Here is a 16,636-nt window from a genome sequence, read left to right on the forward strand (position 1 = left end):
CCGTGAAGCGAGCCATACCCGTCCTGGTCCTGACCGCCGTCGGTCTGGTCCCCCTGTGGCGCTACGAACCGTCGACGGACACGACGTCCACGACGGAGGCGGTCGCGCCCGCCCCTTCTGCGTCCTCCTCATCCTCTTCGTCCTCCTCGTCCGGCAGCTCCGCCCTGGTCGTCGAGGGCTCGGTGGTGAACACGGAGAAGGGCCCCGTGCAGGTCGAAGTGACCTTCGACGGCGACAAGATCGCCTCCGTACGGATGCTCCAGCAGCCGAATCATCCGCAGACGACGGCCGCGGTGCCGAAGCTGATCGAGTCGACGCTGGAGGCGCAGAGCGCGGACATCGACACGGTGTCGGGGGCGACGATCACGAGTGAGGGGTACAAGGAGTCGCTGCAGGCGGCTCTGGACGAGCAAGGGGCGGTGGCTTCGGCTTCGCCTTCCCCCACCTCCGAGGTCGTCGCCGGCTCCACCGTGAACACCGAGAAGGGTGCCGTGCAGGTGGAGGTGACGTTCGAGGGCGATGCCATCGCCTCCGTACGGATGCTGCAGCAGCCCGACCACCCGCAGACCACGGCCGCCGTGCCGAAGCTGATCGAGGCGACCCTCGAGGCCCAGAGCGCGGACATCGACACCGTGTCCGGCGCCACGATCACCAGCGACGGCTACAAGGAGTCCCTCCAGGCCGCCCTCGACGCGAAGGGTGCCTGAGGTGCGGCGCGTCGAGCATGTGATGGGGTTCCCGGTCTCGCTCCGGGTGGACGACGAGCAGGTCCCCGGTGCGGCCGTGGACGGCGTGTTCTCCTGGCTGCGCGAGGTCGACGAACGGTTCAGCCCGTTCAAGCCCGACAGCGAGGTGTCCCGGCTCGACCGGGGCGAGATCGGCCTCGGCGAGGTCAGTGCCGACCTCGCCGAGGTCCTCGGCCTGTGCGAGGAGTACCGGATCGCCACCGGCGGCGCCTTCGACGTACGGCTGCCCGGACGGGGCCTCGACCCCTGCGCGGTGGTCAAGGGCTGGTCGGTGCAGCGGGCGGCGGAGCTGCTGAAGGCGGCCGGGGTGCGGCGGTTCTGTCTGAACGCCGGGGGTGACGTGGTCGCCGCGGGCGGGCCCTGGCGGGTGGGGGTACGGCATCCCGAACAGGCCGACAAGCTGTGCACGGTGCTCGAGATCACCGACGGGGCGGTGGCGACCTCCGCCCTCTACGAGCGCGGCGCGCACATCCTCGACGGCCGCACCGGGCGTCCCGCGACCGGGCTGCTCAGCGTCACCGTCGTCGCGAACTCCCTGACAGAGGCCGACAGCACGGCCACGGCGGCGTTCGCGATGGGCGCGGAGGGCATCGCGTGGGCGTCCTCCCGACCCGGGTGCGAGGTGTTCGCGGTGGACGCGGAGCGGCGGGTGGTGCGGACGGAGGGGCTGCCGGTGGCGGTCGCCGTCACGGCTTGACCCCGCTCACCGACCAGGCCCTGGCCGACAGTTCGATGGAGCCGTCCGGATCCTGGGGGAGGGTCTCGGCGAGCGCGTCGCGCAGCCGGTCCCGGTCGTCGGGCGGTAGGTCGGCGACGTAGCCCGGGGCCGGGCCCTGGCCCGCGAGGAACGGGGTCCACAGGTCGGCGAGGTCGGTGAAGACGGTGCGGATGACGATCGGGGTGACCCAGACGTTCTCCAGACCGGCCGCGGTCCACAGCGCGTGCAGCGGGTCCGGTCGGCACATCGGGAACCGGCGTCCTTCGTCCAGCTCGGCCGCCGCCGCATCCAGCGCCGTGGCAGCGTCCCAGAACCGGCGCAGCAGCTCCATGCCCTCCGCGTAGTCCCAGACGTACGCGGTGACCTGCCCGCCGGGGCGGACCGCCCGGGCCATCTCGGCGACGCCCTCGGCGGGCTCGGGAAGGAAGTTCAGCGCGAGCCCGCTGACGGCGGCGTCGAAGGCGCCGTCCGGCACCGGCAGCGCCCTCGCGTCCGCGACGACGAACCGCACCGGACCGTATGCCGTGTCCCGCGCCGTCGCCAGAAGCTCCGCGGACCGGTCACAGCCCAGCACCAGTGCCGGCCGGCACCGGGCGGACAGCACCGCCGACAGCGCCCCGGTCCCGCACCCGACGTCCAGCCAGCGCAGCCCGTCCCGGTGGCCGGCCAGGGCGGTGAACCGCTCGGCGACCTTCCGGCTCCACCGGCCCATGTACCGCTCGTAGGCGGGGCCGGCCTGCCACACGTCGAACCGCTGCTGTTCGCTCATGACTCCACCTTGAGGGACGCGGACGGCTTCGGCCGACATCCGGGACGCCCACCGGAAAACGGGTCGTTCCGACGCTGCCCACCATGGTGAACTGCGGCCATGAGTCTGACCGTGGAGATCTTCCTCGTCCGGGCGGACGGCGAAGTCGAGGTCCAGCAGACACCCGAGGGCGTGCCGGACCTGGCGGGTCCCGAGAGCTGGCGCACCCTCGTCTGGGGCTCGCGGGCGATCCGTTCCTTCGGTGCGCGCTTCTTCCCGGCGATGGTCAGGGGCGACCTCGTCGCGCCCGACGAGGTACCGGCGTTCCTGGCCGAATGCGCCCTGGTCCGGGAGCATCTGGAGGAGCTCGCCACGCTCACCTGCCGACCGGACCGGACGGTCGAGCAGCACGCCGACCACATCGGGTCGCGGCTGGGATTCATCGAGGAGACCGCGGTGCGAGCGCGCGGAATGGGAGGCGGAGTTCTGATCTGGTGACCTGCACACACCCGCCAAGGGCCCGCAACAATAGCGGTCTAGACTCTCCCCGCAACGGCCTGCTCAACCCCGGTCGGAAGCGGGCGACTTCAGCCAGACCCGAAGGGTATTCGGCGTTTTGATACGGATAGATTCAGTCACCAAGCGGTACCCGGACGGCACGGTGGCGGTCGACCGGCTGTCGCTGGAGATACCCGACCGCTCGATCACGGTCCTCGTCGGACCCTCGGGCTGCGGTAAGACGACGACCCTGCGCATGATCAACCGGATGGTCGAGCCCAGCGAGGGCACCATCCTCCTCGACGGCAAGGACATCCAGCAGCAGCCCGTCAACACCCTGCGCCGGTCCATGGGTTACGTCATCCAGAACGCCGGTCTCTTCCAGCACCGCACGATCCTGGACAACATCGCCACCGTGCCCCGCATGCTCGGCTGGGGCAAGGAGAAGTCGCGGGCCCGGGCACGGGAGTTGATGGAGCGCGTCGGCCTCGACGGCGCCCTCGCCAAGCGGTACCCGTACCAGCTCTCCGGCGGACAGCAGCAGCGCGTCGGCGTGGCCCGGGCGCTCGCCGCCGATCCGCCGGTGCTGCTCATGGACGAGCCGTTCTCCGCCGTCGACCCGATCGTCCGCAAGGGACTCCAGGACGAACTCCTGCGCATCCAGGAAGAGCTGGGCAAGACCATCGTCTTCGTCACGCACGACATCGACGAGGCCGTGAAGCTCGGCACGATGGTCGCCGTGATGCGCACCGGCGGCCACCTCGCCCAGTTCGCCCCGCCCGCGGAACTGCTGACGAACCCCGCCGACTCCTTCGTCGAGGACTTCCTCGGCACGGACCGGGGCATCCGGCGGCTGTCCTTCTTCCCCTCCGCGGATCTGGAGTTGCTGACCGCCCCGATCGTCGCGAGCGACGCGACCAGCGAGCAGATCGCCGCCCGCGACTTGACCGACGCCCCCTATCTCCTCGTAACGGACCTGGACGGCAAGCCGCTTGGCTGGGCCGAGGCGGACGGGGAGATCGACACGGCTCGACTGCTGCCGTACGGCCGCCCGTTCGTGGCCGCTACGGACTCCCTGCGGGCCGCGCTCGACTGCGCCGTGCTCTCGCCGACCGGCTGGGCCGTCGCCGTGGACGGCGAGGGCCGGGCGACCGGGGTCGTCTCGCAGCAGACCATCGGCGAGGCGATCCGGGGCGCCCACGCGCAGAGCGCGCAGAGCGCGAGCAGCGCGGCGACCGAGAAGGTCGCGCCATGAGCGAGCTCTTCGACATGCCGAGCGACCTCCAGAACAGCTACCTCGGCCTGGTCGGCCTCCATCTGCGCGAGGCCCTGCTCCCGGTGCTGGCCGGACTGCTGCTGTCGCTGCCGATCGCCCAACTCTGCGTACGCCTGCGCTGGTTGTATCCGCCGATCCTGTGGGTGACGACGGTGCTCTACGCGATCCCGTCGCTGGCCTTCTTCGTGATCCTGATCGACTACACGGGCCTGTCCGAACTCACCGTGATGATCCCGCTGGCGGTCTACAGCCTGGTGGTACTGGTCCCGGCGATTGTCGACGGCGTCCGCTCGGTCCCGCAGGAGACCCTGGCCGCCGCGACCGCCATGGGCTTCGGCCCCGTACGCCGCTATCTCCAGGTCCAGTTGCCGATCGCCGCGCCCGCGATCATCGCCGGGCTCCGGGTGGCGTCGGTGTCGAGCATCTCCCTGGTCAGCGTGGGCATGCTGATCGGCAACCAGGGCGCCCTCGGCAACCTCCTCAACAGCGGCATGATCTACAACCAGCCCCGTCTGATCTGGCTCTCGGTCGTGGGCACCGCCGTCCTCGCCATCCTGGTGGACGCCGCACTGATCGCCGTACGGATCCTGCTCACCCCGTGGATGCCGCGCGGCACGAGTCGGCCGCTGCTGGCGAAGGAGGCCGCCCGGTGAACATCCTCAACTACATCGACGCCTTCTTCAGCGACACCGCCCACTGGGAGGGCTACGACGGCATCCCCACCCGCCTCGCCGAACACCTCGGCTACACGCTGATGGCGCTGGGCATAGCCGCCGCCATCGGCCTCCCGATCGGCCTGCTCACCGGCCACACCGGCCGCGGCGGCAACACCCTGGCCCTGATCGCCACGGCGGGCCGCGCACTGCCCAGCTTCGGCCTGATGGTCCTGATGTTCATCCTGCTGGGTCTGGGCATGGCCCCCGTCATGATCCCGCTGGTGGTCCTGGCGATCCCCCCGATCCTGGTCACGACCTACGAGGCGATGCGGTCCGTGGACCCGGCCCCGGTGGACGCGGCGCGAGGGATGGGCATGGCGGAGGCAGGGGTCCTGTTCCGGGTGGAACTCCCAGTGGCGCTCCCGCTGATCCTCAGCGGCCTGCGCTCAGCGGCGATCCAGATCGTCTCGACGGCGACGATCGCGGCGTACGTGAGCTTCGGCGGCCTGGGCCGCTACATAGTGGACGGCTTGTACCAGCGGGACTACGAGAAGGTGGTGGGCGGAGCAACGCTGGTGGCGGCGATGGCGCTGGCGACGCTGGGCTTGTTCTGGGCGGTGGGGAGACTCACGGTGTCTCGCGGAGTGCGCAGGGCGAGCGTCGGCTAGTCAGGCTTCGGTGCGGGCCAGGGCCTGCTCCAGGACGACCAGCAGCGCGTCCCGTACCGAGCCGCGCTCCCGCGCGTCGAACACGACGACCGGCACCCCTGCGCTCACGTCGAGCGCCCAGCGCACGTCGTCCAGCTCGTGCTCCACCTTCCCGTCGAACGCGTTCACAGCCACCGCGAACGGGATCTGCCGATGCTCGAAGTAGTCAACGGCCGCATAACAGTCATCGAGCCGCCGCGTATCGACAATCACCAGCCCACCCACCGCCCCCTCCACGATGTCGTCCCACATGAACCCGAACCGCTCCTGCCCGGGCGTACCGAACAGATAGAGCTTCAAGGTCGGGTCGATGGTGATGCACCCGAAGTCCATGGCGACGGTGGTGGTCGTCTTGTGCGGAGTATGGGTGAGATCGTCAACTCCGGCCGCAACCTCGGTAATCGCGGCCTCGGTGGTCAGCGGTTCGATCTCGGAGATGGACCCGACGGCCGTCGTCTTGCCCACCCCGAATCCCCCCGCGATCACCATCTTGACCGGCAGCGGCGGTCGTACGGCGGCGGCCGGTTCAGTCGGTGTCACGGAGTACCCCCCGGGAGTCGGGGATGGCGCGCAGGCCATCGATCACTCTTCGCAGTACGGATGAATCGTGGACGGCTTCGGAGTTCGGCACATGCACCGTCAGCCGCCCTTCGGCCCGCAGGTCCTCGGCGAGGACACGGACCACATTCAGATGCAGCCGCAGCCGTGCCGCGATCTCCGCGATGGACTGCGGCTGTCGGCACACGGCGACGATGTCGTGCTGCTCGAAGGAGAGCAGGGACAGCGCGTCGAGCCCCGAGGCGGTGGCCACCACCTGGGTCTCGACGGGCATCGTCCGGCCGGAAGCGCTCGGCGCCACCCGGCCGGCGGTGACCAGGAACGGCCGTACGGCGGGGGCGGGGCCGACCGGGTCGTCGCCCGGGGGTGGGGTGCCGTCCGCCATGAGGTCCGTACCGCCCGGTCAGCGCGCCGACGTGGTGCCGACGCTGTTCTTCAGCTCCAGCACCAGCTGGGGGCTGAGCGCGGCACCGGCGCGGTTGGCGAACAACGTCATCTCGTAGGCGATGTTGCCCAGTTTGGCCTCCTTGTCGGTGACCACGCCGAGCACGGCGCCGCTGCCGATCGCGGAGACCAGGACATGGCCGCCCTCCAGATCGATGATGACCTTGTTGAGGCCGCCCAGGCCGTAGTTGCCGGAGGCCCCGGCGGCCAGGCTGGTGATGCCGGAGACGATCGCGGCGAGGCGCTCGGAGTCGGCGTGCTCGCGCAGCTCGGAGACCGCGATCAGCAGCCCGTCGGAGGAGACGGCGATGGCGTCGACGACACCCGCGGTCTCCGTGGCGAAGCGATTCAGCAGCCAGGTGAAGTCGGCTGCGGCGGCCTGGAGTTCGGCCGGCGTGGTGCCTCCTGTGGACGTGCTCACTGCTCCGCTCCTTCCGGGAGGTGGTTCGGGTCCCGCTGTTCGGGGATCGGGTTCTGTTCGGTGGTGTCGCTGTCGCGGTGCGCCCGCTCCACGGCCGCCTCGAACTCCTCCAGCGCGGACCGTACGGCGTCCGCGTCGGTGGGGCGGGGAGCCTGGCGCAGGACCTGGTGGGCGCCGGTGTCCTCGGAGGTACGCAGGGTGGCACCGCGGACGCGGCGGCGCAGCGGGCGGGAGCCGTCGGCGTGGGCCCTGGTGGAGGCCTCGGGCCCGTCGGCACGAGCATGATCGGAGGGGGCGGCGCCCTCGCGCCGGGGGACCCGGCGGGGAAGGGGGCCGGAGTCGTCCTCCGCGGCGGCCGAGGGGAGCGGCCCGGACGCCGTGGCCGCGGGCAGCTCGGCAGGGACCGGCACCGGCTCCGCGGGCGCCGGAAGCAGCAGTGACGTCGGCACACTCACCTCCGCCGTGACACCCCCGCCCGGTGTCCGGGTCAGCGTCACGCCGATCTCCCAGCGGCGCGCCAGTGTGCCGACCACGAACAGGCCCAGCACCTTCGTCGGCATCAGGTCGAGGCGCTCGCGGCGGATCAGCCGGGCGTTCTCCTCGGCGAGCCGCTCGGCGCTCATACCGAGGCCGTGGTCGGCGATCACGATCGACGCGGTGTCGTCCTCGGCGGTCGCCACCGTCACCTCGACAGGGCTGCCCGCGGGCGAGAACGACACGGCGTTCTCCAGGAGTTCGGCCACCATCAGCGTCAGGTCACCGATGACGTCCGGTTCCACCGCGGCCTCGGAGCGCGCGGTCAGCCGTACCCGCTGGAAGCCCTCGATCTGGCCGAGCGCGGCGCGGACGACGTTGGTGAGCGCGAGCGGACCGGAGCCGAGGCCCGACTCGCGGATGCCTGCGAGCAGCATCAGGCTGTCGGCGTTACGGCGCAGCCGGACCGCGATGTGGTCGATGCTGTAGAGCCGTTCCAGCAGCTCGGGGTCGGTCTCGCCGCGCTCGACCGCGTCGATCAGGGCGAGCTGGCGGGTGGTGAGGTTGCTGACGCGGCGGCCGACGTTGCCGAACATCTCGGCGACATTGCGGCGGCTGAGCACCTGGCGTTCCAGGAGCGCCGCCGCGGTGGTCTGGACGCGGTTGAACGCGTCGGCGAGGTCGCCGATCTCGTCGCGCGCGGTGACCGGCACCTCGCGCAGCCGGGGCGGGCCGTCGTCCTCGGCGTCGTCGTCGGCGACCCGGGCCAGCTCGCGGTCGGCGACCTCGGCGACCTCGCGTGCGGCGCCGGTGAGGGCCTGCACGGGCCGTACCACCGAGCGGCGGACCGCGACGGAGAGGGCGAGCCACAGGGCGAAGCCGAACAGGGCGAGCGCGAGCAGCAGTCCGGCTCGCCAAGCGGCGTCGCTGGAGGCCTCGTCGGCGCGGTCGGCGATCTGGTCGATGAGGGAGGCGGTGATCCCGAGCCGGATCTCGGCCTGCTCGCGGTAGGCAGGGTACGACTCGAGCGCCGACCGGAACGCCTGCCGGATCTCGGCGGGCGAGTCGGCCTGGAGCGAGCTGGGGTCGATCTGCAGCTCCGCGTACTGGCGGCCGATGACGGCCTGCGGGGAGCTGTGCTCGATGCCGCGCAGCTCCTCGGCCTGCTCGGCGGTCGCGAACCGGGCGAACCGGTCGGCCTGGTAGGTGTACACCTCGTAGGAGCCGACCGCGCCGATGAACTCGATGAGCGCGTTGGAGTCGCCGGTCGCCGCCGAGAAGACCCCGGTCTCGAAGGCGCTGTGGGCGGCGTCGGCGCGCAGCAGCGAGTCGAGGAGGTTGCCGGTGAAGGTGGCCGCCAGGGAGGCGTTGCGGTCCAGGCCGAGGCCGTCGATGACGCCGTTGGCCGCGCTCATGTACGCCGGGTCGATGTTGTCGGCGGGCAGATAGCCCTGCTCGATGGTGTCGCGCAGGCTGCCGAGGGCGCTGATCTCCTTCAGGGCCCGCGCCTCGGTCTCCGGGAGCCGGTCGCCGAAGGTCTCGCGGACCTTTCTGACCTGGGAGTCCACCGCGGTCTGTGCCTTGTCGTAGGCGTCCGTGGAGGGCGGGGCGCCGCCGCCCGCCTCATGTCGTACCGACAGCAGGATCGCCTGCTGGTGCTCGGCCTCGAGACGGTCCACGAGGGTGGCGACCTCGGCGCTGTCCCGGACCAGACGGGCCGCGTCGGAGGCGGAGGAGGACTGGTCGAGCTGATCGGTGATGAGGTAGGTGAGCAGGACGGCCACGACGGCGAGCGGCACACCGACCAGGAGGTTGAGCTTGCGCCGGAAGGGCCAGCGGTCGGTGAGTCGCCGTATGCCGTGCGGGGAGCCGTCGGTCGCGGTGGACGCGTCCACCTCTTTCGTGGACACCTTTCCTCCTCAGCGCCCGGCATCAACTGCGGGGAGACTATCGCCTCTTGAGTGGTTCGTCTTCACATGCGATCACAACCGACTACTCATTGAGTCCAATCGGTGACCCGGATTCCCTTGACTGATCAAGAACCCGCTGGATTGGATCAGTTCGTGACTTCTACCGCCTCACGCAGCAGGTCCATCGTCGCGCTGGCCGCCACCGCGGCCCTGCTCGCGGGATGTGGCTCCTCCGACGACGAGAACGACAACCCCCTCGCGGGAGACAAGGCGAGCGGCGACACCGTCGTCGTCGGCTCCAACAACTTCGCCGAGTCCATCCTGCTCGCCGACATCTACGGCGAGGCCCTGAAGGCCAAGGGCATCAAGGTCACCTACAAGCCCAACATCGGCAGCCGCGAAACCACTTACGGCCTGCTGAAGAACGGCTCCATCACCGTGCTGCCGGAGTACAACGGCTCGCTGCTGGCGTACCTGGACCCGAAGGCGGCGCAGGAGTCCGCGGACGCCGTGAACGCGGCGGTGAAGACCAAGCTGGACAAGAAGCTGACGCTGCTGGAGGCCTCGCCCGCCGAGGACAAGGACTCCGTCAGCATCAACGCGGCGACCGCCAAGAAGTACAACCTCACCGGCGAGTCCACCCTCGCGGACCTCAAGGACATCGCCCCCGAGCTGGTCATCGGCGGTTCGCCCGAGTTCCAGACCCGGCAGCAGGGCCTGGTGGGCCTGAAGGACGTCTACGGCCTGGAGTTCAAGTCCTTCAAGGCGCTCGACGCCGGCGGCCCGCTGACCCAGGCGGCGCTGACGAAGAACACCGTGCAGGCCGCGGACATCTTCACCACGGACCCGACGATCACCAAGGAGAAGTTCGTCGTTCTCCAGGACCCGGAGAACCTCTTCGGCTTCGCCAATGTGACCCCGCTGGTCTACAAGTCGGGCATGCCGCAGGAGGGTGTCGACGCCCTCAACGCGGTCTCCGCCAAGCTCGACACCAAGACCCTGCTGGACCTTGACTCCCAGGTCCAGCTGGAGAACAAGGACCCGCTGGACGTGGCCAAGGAGTGGCTGAAGTCGGCCGGCCTGGGCTGACGAGGAGAGATCAGTACCCGACCTGGAACGTCGCGTCCTGCCGCTCCGTAGCCGTGGAGACCGGATCGATCCGCAGCGCATAGTTGTAGTGACGGATGTACCGGGTCGGGTTGTTGTACGACCGGAACGACGCCCAGGACGCGTCGGCGAGCCCCGCCGTACGGAAGAAGGTCGCGTCCCCGGCGAAGGCCGATGTGCCGTCGTTCACGTCGAGTTGCAGCGCGTAGCTGTAGTGCCGTAGATAGCGCGTCGGATAGTTGACCGACTGGAACGACACCCCGGACGAGTCCGCGAGCCCCGGCACCAGCTTCCACTGGGAGTCGGGGAACGGATCGAAGGGGTACGCGTCGATCCTTCCGGCGAAGCCGCTGTGCCGGACGTAACGGGCCGGGAAGTTGTACGACTTGAGCCGGTTCCAGGCGGGCGCGCCCCACTTCGCGAGCAGGTTGGTGTACTCGGTCGAGGTGATCGGGTGGATGCCGCAGTGCTTCGAGTTGAGGGGCTGGGTGTACAGCTTCTGGTCGACCGCGGTCCACGTCCCGGAGGCGAGATCGCTGGACTGCCAGGCGTAGAAGACACCGTTGGGCGTATATGTGTCGCCCCACAGATACCAGGTGTTGGACGTCAGCGACTTCACCACGGTCGGCGCCTCGGTGCCCCCGTGCGAAACGGCCGTACTGAACGGCGTGAAGCTCCCCGGATTCAGCGAGCCGGACCGCGCCCCGACCAGCGTCTGATCCCTCTTGTAGTAGAGGTAGTTGACCCCGTTCACGCCGATGGTGAGGTTGCCGTCGATGATGTCGTAGCCGGGGTCGAAGAAGACCTGGGGGCTGGTCGTGGTCCGGAAGTCGCTCGTATAGCTGACCATGATCACGTTGTGGCCGCTGCTGTTCACCGACGAGTAGAGGATGCCGTACTGCCCCCGCCCGGCGTCCCAGTAGGCCTCCGGCGCCCAGCTGTGGGTGGTGGTCATGTCGTGCAGCTTCAGCAGCCGGTAGCCGGTGAAGGTCCGCAGGTCGACCGAGTCCCAGACATGGATGTAGACGCTGGTACGGCTCCAGTCGGTGCCGCTCAGATCGGTCGCGATCACCACGAACGTGCCGTCCTGTTTGCGCAGCACGAACGGGTCGCGCAGCCCGCCGGCACCGAGGGTCGGGGTGACCACGGGGGCGTTCTGGTTGAGCGGCGTCCAGCGCAGTCCGTCGGTGCTGACGGCGAGGTGCAGGCCGTAGTTGGCCTCCAGCATGGTGGTGGACTCGGTGAAGTAGGCCATGACGTACGCCGAGTCGGCGGCGTGCGCGGTTCCGGCACCGAGCGTCAGCGCGCCGGTCGCGGCGAGCGGGGCGGTGGCGGCCAGACGGAGGAGCGTTCTGCGGGACGGGTGCGGGTTCGAGGTCATCTGGACTCCGTGGGCCGGGGGGCGGTGCGGGTCAGTGAACGAGATTTCGAACGAGGTTCGGCACTGCGGGCAAGAGCGGGGAAGCCCGGTTCAGGCGAGCTCCCCCGCCTCCCGCGTACTCGGCAGCAGCGTCGAGGAAGTTACTTGGGGTTACAACTGAGGGTCAAGGGGGTTGTAATAAAAGAGAGTTGAATGTGTGTCAGCTGTGAGGGCGCCGTAGTCGACGAGCCAGCGCGGCGCCTCCAATGAGTGCCAGCACCGCGGCGGCGCCGCCCGCGAGCAGCGGGGACGAGGGGCCCGAGTCCGAGCCGGCCGTGGAGGCCACCGGAGTCGCATCCGCCGTGGGCGGTGGCGGTGTCGTGCGGCGCTGCTCAGCCGGCGAAGGTGTCGGCGAGGCCGGTGAGGGTGTCGGCGAGGCCGGTGAAGGCGACGTCGGCTCCGCGCTCTCCTTCTCCGGGAACACCACGTCCGAGCAGGAGTAGTACGTATCCGGCGTGCTGCTGTTCTGCCACACCGTATACAGCACATGCCGCCCGGTCCGGTCCGTCGGCAGGGTCGCCCGGATCCGGTACGCCCCCTCCGTCAGCGCCGGGTCCCGTACCTCGGCGAACGGCTGCTCCGGCAGGTCGGACCAGGTGAGCGGCCGGGTCGGGTCGTAGCCCGGCTCGGTGAGATAGAGGCGGAACGTGCCGGTGTGCGGGATCGTCGAGACGTACCGCATGGTCAGGTTGGCCCCCGGGGTCAGACGGGTCGACGGCCAGTCGGGGCGGGCGAGGTCGAGGCCCCGGTAGGCGGGCAGTCCGCCGCTGCACAGCTGTCCGTCGGGGACGGTCTGCCGGTCCCGGCCGTTCACGTTCGCGATGCGCAGGTTGTCCCAGGCCGTGAACGGTGCGCCGTTCGTGGCGACGGCCGCCCGGCAGGCCGCCGATGCGGCGCTCTCGCCCTCGGGGGAGCAGGCCAGTACCCGGCTGACCGGATCCGTGGGCGCGCCGTGCGCGGCGGCTGGGGTCGCGGACCACAGGGCGAGCAGCAAAGGGGTCGCCGCTGCCGCGGTGGCGCGCCGGGCGCGGGTCCGGGTCATGTGAAGGGTCTCCTCGGCCGGTGCGGAGTGTCCAGGGCTGCTTCTGTCCAGTACGGGCCAGGGGGTCGATGCGTTCAGTGAGGTGCGAGCCCGTGCAAAAGGGGGCACAAGCGGTCAACTGAGCGACGGCGAGGGTTCGTTTCCGGCCGGATCGAGGGTTTCCCCTGTATCCCTATGACCTTCTGTTTGCCTATCGTTCCAGCACAGCCGACCCACAGGTAACCCCGGACGGGTCGGTCCCCACCGCGCCTGGCCGGCCACCGCGCACGCTTTTCGGTTTTCGGTTCACCCCCCTCCGCTTCGAGGACGAAGCGCATCGACCGCCGCTCCGCGCTGCCCGGAGTACGGCCACGAAAGGCCAAGCCCTTGCGTACCTCTCCCTCCGTAAGACGGAAGCTGATATCCGTCGCCGCTGTCTCCGCCGCGCTGTTCACGGCCGCTACCGCCACGGTCGCCGTCGCCCAGGAGTCCGCCGCTCCCCAGGAAGCCCCCGCCGCCACCACCGAGGCCGCCCCCGGCGCCCCGGCCGAACGGCTCATCGTCGGCTACAAGTCCGGCGCCGCCGAGGCGAAGTCGAACAAGGCCGCCGACGCGGACGCCGCCGCCAAGGGCAAGGAAGCCGGCGAGCAACTGGACTTCCAGCGCCGTCTCGGCACCGGCGCCGCCCTCGTGGACCTCGGTGAGGACCTCACCAAGGCGGATGTCGCCGACGTCATCGCCGAGTACCAGGCCGACCCGCAGGTCTCCTACGTCGTACCGGACCGTCTGAACAAGCCGCTGGCCACGCCGAACGACACCGAGTACAGCAAGCAGTGGGACCTGTTCGAGACCACCGCGGGCATGAACGTTCCGGGTGCCTGGGACCTCACCACCGGCACCGGTGTGACCGTCGCCGTGATCGACACCGGCTACGTCACCCACTCCGACCTCGCCGCGAACATCGTCGGCGGCTATGACTTCATCTCGGACGCCACCGTCGGCAACGACGGCAACGGGCGCGACAGCAACCCGGCCGACCCGGGCGACTGGACCGCCGCGAACGAGTGCCAGTCCGGCGACCCGGCCTACGACTCCTCCTGGCACGGCACCCACGTCGCCGGCACCATCGCCGCGGCGACCAACAACAGCAAGGGCGTCGCCGGTATCGCCTACGGCGCGAAGGTCTCCCCGCTGCGCGTCCTCGGCAAATGCGGTGGCTACGACTCCGACATCATCGACGCCATCACCTGGGCGTCCGGCGGTACGGTCTCCGGCGTTCCGGCCAACACCAATGTCGCCAAGGTCATCAACATGAGCCTCGGCGGTGGCGGCGCCTGCACCACCGCCACCCAGAACGCGATCAACGCCGCCGTGAACCACGGCACCACGGTCGTCGTCGCGGCGGGCAACAGCAACGCCAACGCGGCCAACTACTCGCCGGCCAGCTGCGCCAACGTCATCAGCGTCGCCGCCGCCGACCGTCAGGGCAACCGCTCCTACTACTCCAACTTCGGCACGGTCGTCGACATCGCGGCTCCGGGCGGAGAGACCAACTCCGTCACCGCGAACGGCATCCTGTCCACGCTGAACGCCGGTGCGGCGGGCCCGGGCGCCGAGAGCTACGAGTACTACCAGGGCACCAGCATGGCCGCCCCGCACATCGCGGGTCTCGCCGCGCTGATGAAGTCGAAGAACTCCGCGCTGACCCCGGCCCAGATCGAGTCCGCGATCAAGACCAACTCGCGTGCTCTGCCCGGTACTTGCTCCGGCGGCTGTGGTGCGGGTCTCGCGGACGCGGCCAAGACGGTGCAGGCGGTGAGCGGGTCCGGCGGCTCCACGGGGGGCACCACCTTCACCAGCACCTCGGCCGTAGCGGTCCCGGACAGCGGCACGATCGAGTCCCCGATCACCGTCTCGGGCCGCACCGGCAACGCCCCCTCGGCGCTCGCGGTCGGCGTGGACATCACGCACACCTACCGCGGTGACCTGGTCATCGACCTGATCGCCCCGGACGGTACGGCGTACCGACTGAAGTCCGCCAGCTCCTCGGACTCCGCGGACAACGTCATCGCCACCTACACGGTGAACGCCTCCAGCGAGGTCGCGAACGGCACCTGGAAGCTGCGGGTGCAGGACACGGCGGCGCAGGACACGGGCACCCTCAACAGCTGGAAGCTGACCTTCTGAGGGGTCTGTAGAGCGGACGGGTCGGCCGGTGCGGATGGGGCATCGGCCGGCCCGTCGTCATTCCTCGCTCTTCCTCGCTATGCCTCACTGCGGAACGCCTTCAGATGGTCCCGTGCCCACTGCCGATAACTCCTGGCGGGGCGGTCCAGCAGCCTGGCGACGGTGGGGTCCACCTCGGCCTTCGTCCCGGCCCGTCCGCGTGCCGAACTCTCCGCGAGCGCCTCGGCGATCGGGGCCGGATACCGGGCCCGCAAGCGCCGCAGCGCCTCGACCTCGCTCAACTCCTCGAAATGCAGCGGCCGTTCCAGCAACTCACCGAGGATCTTCGTCTGATCCACGGCACTGAGGGCCTCGGGGCCGGTGAGCGCGTATGCCCGCCCGGCGTGGGCATCGGGCGCCAGTAGCGTCAGCGCGGCGACGTCGGCGATGTCCCGTGGATCGACGGTGGCGTTGACCGCGGTTCCGCCCGCCGCCCTCACGACACCCTCCGCGCGGACGGAGATGGCCCAGCCGAGGGTGTTGGACATAAAGGCGCGAGGGCGCAGGAGGGTCCACAACAGGCCCGAGTCGCCCAGGAGTTGCTCGTTCTCGCGCTGCCAGCTCGTGATCAGGTCGGTGGCGTCGGGGTCGGTGACCGCGAGCGCCGACAGCTTCACGACATGCCGTACTCCGGATGCGCGCGCCGCCGCCAGGAAGTGCTCGTCATGGGCGTGCGTCAGCGGGTGCGCGGTGACCAGCAGGGCGGACGTCACACCGGTCAGTGCCCGCCGTAGACTCGCCGGATCGTCGAAGTCGCCGCTCGCCACCTCGACTTGGGGTCCGGTGAGGTCCGCGGCCCGGTCCGGTCGGCGGGTCAGCAGCCGCAGGGGAGTCGTGCCGCGCAGTCGGCGCGCGACCAGCCCGCCGACGTTTCCGGTCGCCCCGGTGAGCAGGATCACGGCTCGGCCCCCTGCATCAGCTGCGCGTCCTCATCGAGGGAGGCCAGGATGCGCGCACCCCGGTCCGGTGCGGTGTCCAGCCGGACCAGCAGCCCCGGTACCGCGATGCTCGGCAGGATGTGCGCCCACATCACCGAGATACGGTGGGCGAGATCCTCCCGCCCGGTCAGCGCCCGGGACATCAGCTGGATGCCGGCGAAGGAGCCGACCAGCAGCTCGACCGTATCTCTCGGCACGACCGTGGGCAGCAACTCACCCTGTTTCTCGGCCTGTTCCAGCAGTTCGACCAGATGGTCCGCCCACTGTCTGAACGGCCCGGAGTGATCGACCCCGGGCGGCGTGGCCTGGTCCACGGTCAGCCGCACACTGCCCTGCAGCAGCGGGTTGTGCAGCAGCCGCCGACTGTAGACGTAGCTGATGTCCACCATTTCCTGGAGCTTGCACGGATGCGGCGGCACCGCGCCGAGCGACACCTGCTCGTCCAGCACCGCCTGGGCGAGGGACTCCTTGGAAGGGAAGTGGAAATACAGGGCGCCCTTGGTGACTTCGGCCCGCTCCAGCACCATGGAGATGGTCGTCGAGGCGTAGCCGTGCTCGTCGAACACCGCGCCCGCGGCTTCCAGGATCGCTCTGCGCGTCCTGATGGCGCGCTCCTGCTTCGCCATAAGCGCCCCTCCGATGCGCCGAGTTGACCGGATGGCCCACAGTACGACGGCTCGGACGCGCGCCGATCCTGGTCACCCTGGTCTCATTGAAAACAAACCGGTCGGCTCGTACTGTAGCGCTCACGGCATGGGCACCTCGCCG

At 70.0% G+C, this 16,636-nt stretch carries 17 protein-coding genes; 8 read left to right on the plus strand and 9 right to left on the minus strand.

Annotation, left to right across the window (positions count from 1 at the left end; translation table 11 throughout):
• The first annotated feature begins 2 nt into the window (after positions 1 to 2).
• Both OHT76_RS33010 and OHT76_RS33015 read left to right on the plus strand, forming a co-directional pair.
• Entirely contained in the window at positions 3 to 707 is a 705-nt protein-coding gene (locus OHT76_RS33010; RefSeq protein ID WP_328874498.1) for an FMN-binding protein, read from the plus strand.
• A gap of 1 nt (position 708) precedes the next feature.
• A complete protein-coding gene (locus OHT76_RS33015) occupies positions 709 to 1,443 on the plus strand; it encodes an FAD:protein FMN transferase (RefSeq protein WP_328874499.1) in 735 nt (244 codons plus the stop codon).
• Here the strand turns inward: OHT76_RS33015 and OHT76_RS33020 are convergent.
• The gene (locus OHT76_RS33020; protein ID WP_328874500.1) at positions 1,433 to 2,233 is read right to left on the minus strand and encodes a class I SAM-dependent methyltransferase; all 801 of its coding nucleotides are present in this window, start codon (positions 2,231 to 2,233) and stop codon (positions 1,433 to 1,435) included. The genes OHT76_RS33015 and OHT76_RS33020 overlap by 11 nt on opposite strands.
• A 99-nt stretch (positions 2,234 to 2,332) precedes the next feature.
• Here OHT76_RS33020 and OHT76_RS33025 point away from each other — a divergent pair, with 99 nt between their 5' ends.
• From OHT76_RS33025 to OHT76_RS33040, 4 genes are all read left to right on the plus strand, one after another.
• Complete coding sequence (locus tag OHT76_RS33025) at positions 2,333 to 2,710, plus strand: hypothetical protein (protein ID WP_328874501.1); 378 nt, start codon at positions 2,333 to 2,335, stop codon at positions 2,708 to 2,710.
• A gap of 118 nt (positions 2,711 to 2,828) precedes the next feature.
• Entirely contained in the window at positions 2,829 to 3,965 is a 1,137-nt protein-coding gene (locus tag OHT76_RS33030) for an ABC transporter ATP-binding protein (protein ID WP_328874502.1), read from the plus strand.
• Positions 3,962 to 4,639, plus strand: a complete 678-nt coding sequence (locus OHT76_RS33035; RefSeq protein WP_328874503.1) for an ABC transporter permease — start codon at positions 3,962 to 3,964, stop codon at positions 4,637 to 4,639. The genes OHT76_RS33030 and OHT76_RS33035 overlap by 4 nt, the downstream gene beginning before the upstream one ends.
• Positions 4,636 to 5,310 carry an ABC transporter permease gene (locus OHT76_RS33040; protein WP_328874504.1) on the plus strand — a complete coding sequence of 225 codons (675 nt, stop codon included), beginning with the start codon at positions 4,636 to 4,638 and terminating at the stop codon, positions 5,308 to 5,310. Before OHT76_RS33035 ends, OHT76_RS33040 begins: the two co-directional genes overlap by 4 nt.
• Here OHT76_RS33040 and OHT76_RS33045 read toward each other — a convergent pair whose 3' ends face one another.
• The 4 genes from OHT76_RS33045 to OHT76_RS33060 are packed head-to-tail and all read right to left on the minus strand — an operon-like array spanning position 5,311 to position 9,156.
• Entirely contained in the window at positions 5,311 to 5,889 is a 579-nt protein-coding gene (locus OHT76_RS33045; protein ID WP_443049861.1) for a GTP-binding protein, read from the minus strand.
• Positions 5,876 to 6,292, minus strand: coding sequence for a DUF742 domain-containing protein (locus OHT76_RS33050; protein WP_315882413.1), 417 nt, complete (start codon positions 6,290 to 6,292; stop codon positions 5,876 to 5,878). Before OHT76_RS33050 ends, OHT76_RS33045 begins: the two co-directional genes overlap by 14 nt.
• An 18-nt stretch (positions 6,293 to 6,310) precedes the next feature.
• Positions 6,311 to 6,772 (minus strand): roadblock/LC7 domain-containing protein, encoded by a 462-nt coding sequence (locus OHT76_RS33055; RefSeq protein ID WP_328874506.1) that lies wholly within the window; start codon positions 6,770 to 6,772, stop codon positions 6,311 to 6,313.
• Entirely contained in the window at positions 6,769 to 9,156 is a 2,388-nt protein-coding gene (locus OHT76_RS33060; RefSeq protein WP_328874507.1) for a sensor histidine kinase, read from the minus strand. Before OHT76_RS33060 ends, OHT76_RS33055 begins: the two co-directional genes overlap by 4 nt.
• A 153-nt stretch (positions 9,157 to 9,309) precedes the next feature.
• On the opposite strand from OHT76_RS33060, the gene OHT76_RS33065 reads away from it, so the two are divergent.
• Positions 9,310 to 10,245, plus strand: coding sequence for an ABC transporter substrate-binding protein (locus tag OHT76_RS33065; protein WP_328874508.1), 936 nt, complete (start codon positions 9,310 to 9,312; stop codon positions 10,243 to 10,245).
• 10 nt (positions 10,246 to 10,255) lie between these two features.
• Here OHT76_RS33065 and OHT76_RS33070 read toward each other — a convergent pair whose 3' ends face one another.
• Positions 10,256 to 11,644 carry a glycoside hydrolase family 43 protein gene (locus OHT76_RS33070; RefSeq protein ID WP_328874509.1) on the minus strand — a complete coding sequence of 463 codons (1,389 nt, stop codon included), beginning with the start codon at positions 11,642 to 11,644 and terminating at the stop codon, positions 10,256 to 10,258.
• 199 nt (positions 11,645 to 11,843) lie between these two features.
• The gene (locus OHT76_RS33075; RefSeq protein ID WP_328874510.1) at positions 11,844 to 12,725 is read right to left on the minus strand and encodes a lytic polysaccharide monooxygenase auxiliary activity family 9 protein; all 882 of its coding nucleotides are present in this window, start codon (positions 12,723 to 12,725) and stop codon (positions 11,844 to 11,846) included.
• Positions 12,726 to 13,091: 366 nt separating this feature from the next.
• On the opposite strand from OHT76_RS33075, the gene OHT76_RS33080 reads away from it, so the two are divergent.
• Entirely contained in the window at positions 13,092 to 14,891 is a 1,800-nt protein-coding gene (locus tag OHT76_RS33080) for a S8 family peptidase (RefSeq protein WP_328874511.1), read from the plus strand.
• A 77-nt stretch (positions 14,892 to 14,968) separates the two neighbouring features.
• Here OHT76_RS33080 and OHT76_RS33085 read toward each other — a convergent pair whose 3' ends face one another.
• Together OHT76_RS33085 and OHT76_RS33090 are read right to left on the minus strand one after the other, a co-directional pair.
• Entirely contained in the window at positions 14,969 to 15,829 is an 861-nt protein-coding gene (locus tag OHT76_RS33085; protein WP_328874512.1) for an NAD(P)H-binding protein, read from the minus strand.
• On the minus strand, positions 15,826 to 16,494 hold the full coding sequence (locus OHT76_RS33090; RefSeq protein ID WP_328874513.1) for a ScbR family autoregulator-binding transcription factor: 669 nt from the start codon (positions 16,492 to 16,494) through the stop codon (positions 15,826 to 15,828). Before OHT76_RS33090 ends, OHT76_RS33085 begins: the two co-directional genes overlap by 4 nt.
• Between the last annotated feature and the right edge of the window lie 142 nt (positions 16,495 to 16,636).

Source organism: Streptomyces sp. NBC_00287 (assembly GCF_036173105.1).
GTDB lineage: Bacteria > Actinomycetota > Actinomycetes > Streptomycetales > Streptomycetaceae > Streptomyces.

Excerpts from the sequence above, each read along its gene's own strand:
- OHT76_RS33020 (WP_328874500.1), bottom strand. The coding sequence starts at position 2,233 with ATGAGCGAACAGCAGCGGTTCGACGTGTGGCAGGCCGGCCCCGCCTAC.
- OHT76_RS33025 (WP_328874501.1), top strand. The coding sequence starts at position 2,333 with ATGAGTCTGACCGTGGAGATCTTCCTCGTCCGGGCGGACGGCGAAGTC.
- OHT76_RS33035 (WP_328874503.1), top strand. The coding sequence starts at position 3,962 with ATGAGCGAGCTCTTCGACATGCCGAGCGACCTCCAGAACAGCTACCTC.
- OHT76_RS33050 (WP_315882413.1), bottom strand. The coding sequence starts at position 6,292 with ATGGCGGACGGCACCCCACCCCCGGGCGACGACCCGGTCGGCCCCGCC.
- OHT76_RS33070 (WP_328874509.1), bottom strand. The coding sequence starts at position 11,644 with ATGACCTCGAACCCGCACCCGTCCCGCAGAACGCTCCTCCGTCTGGCC.
- OHT76_RS33075 (WP_328874510.1), bottom strand. The coding sequence starts at position 12,725 with ATGACCCGGACCCGCGCCCGGCGCGCCACCGCGGCAGCGGCGACCCCT.
- OHT76_RS33090 (WP_328874513.1), bottom strand. The coding sequence starts at position 16,494 with ATGGCGAAGCAGGAGCGCGCCATCAGGACGCGCAGAGCGATCCTGGAA.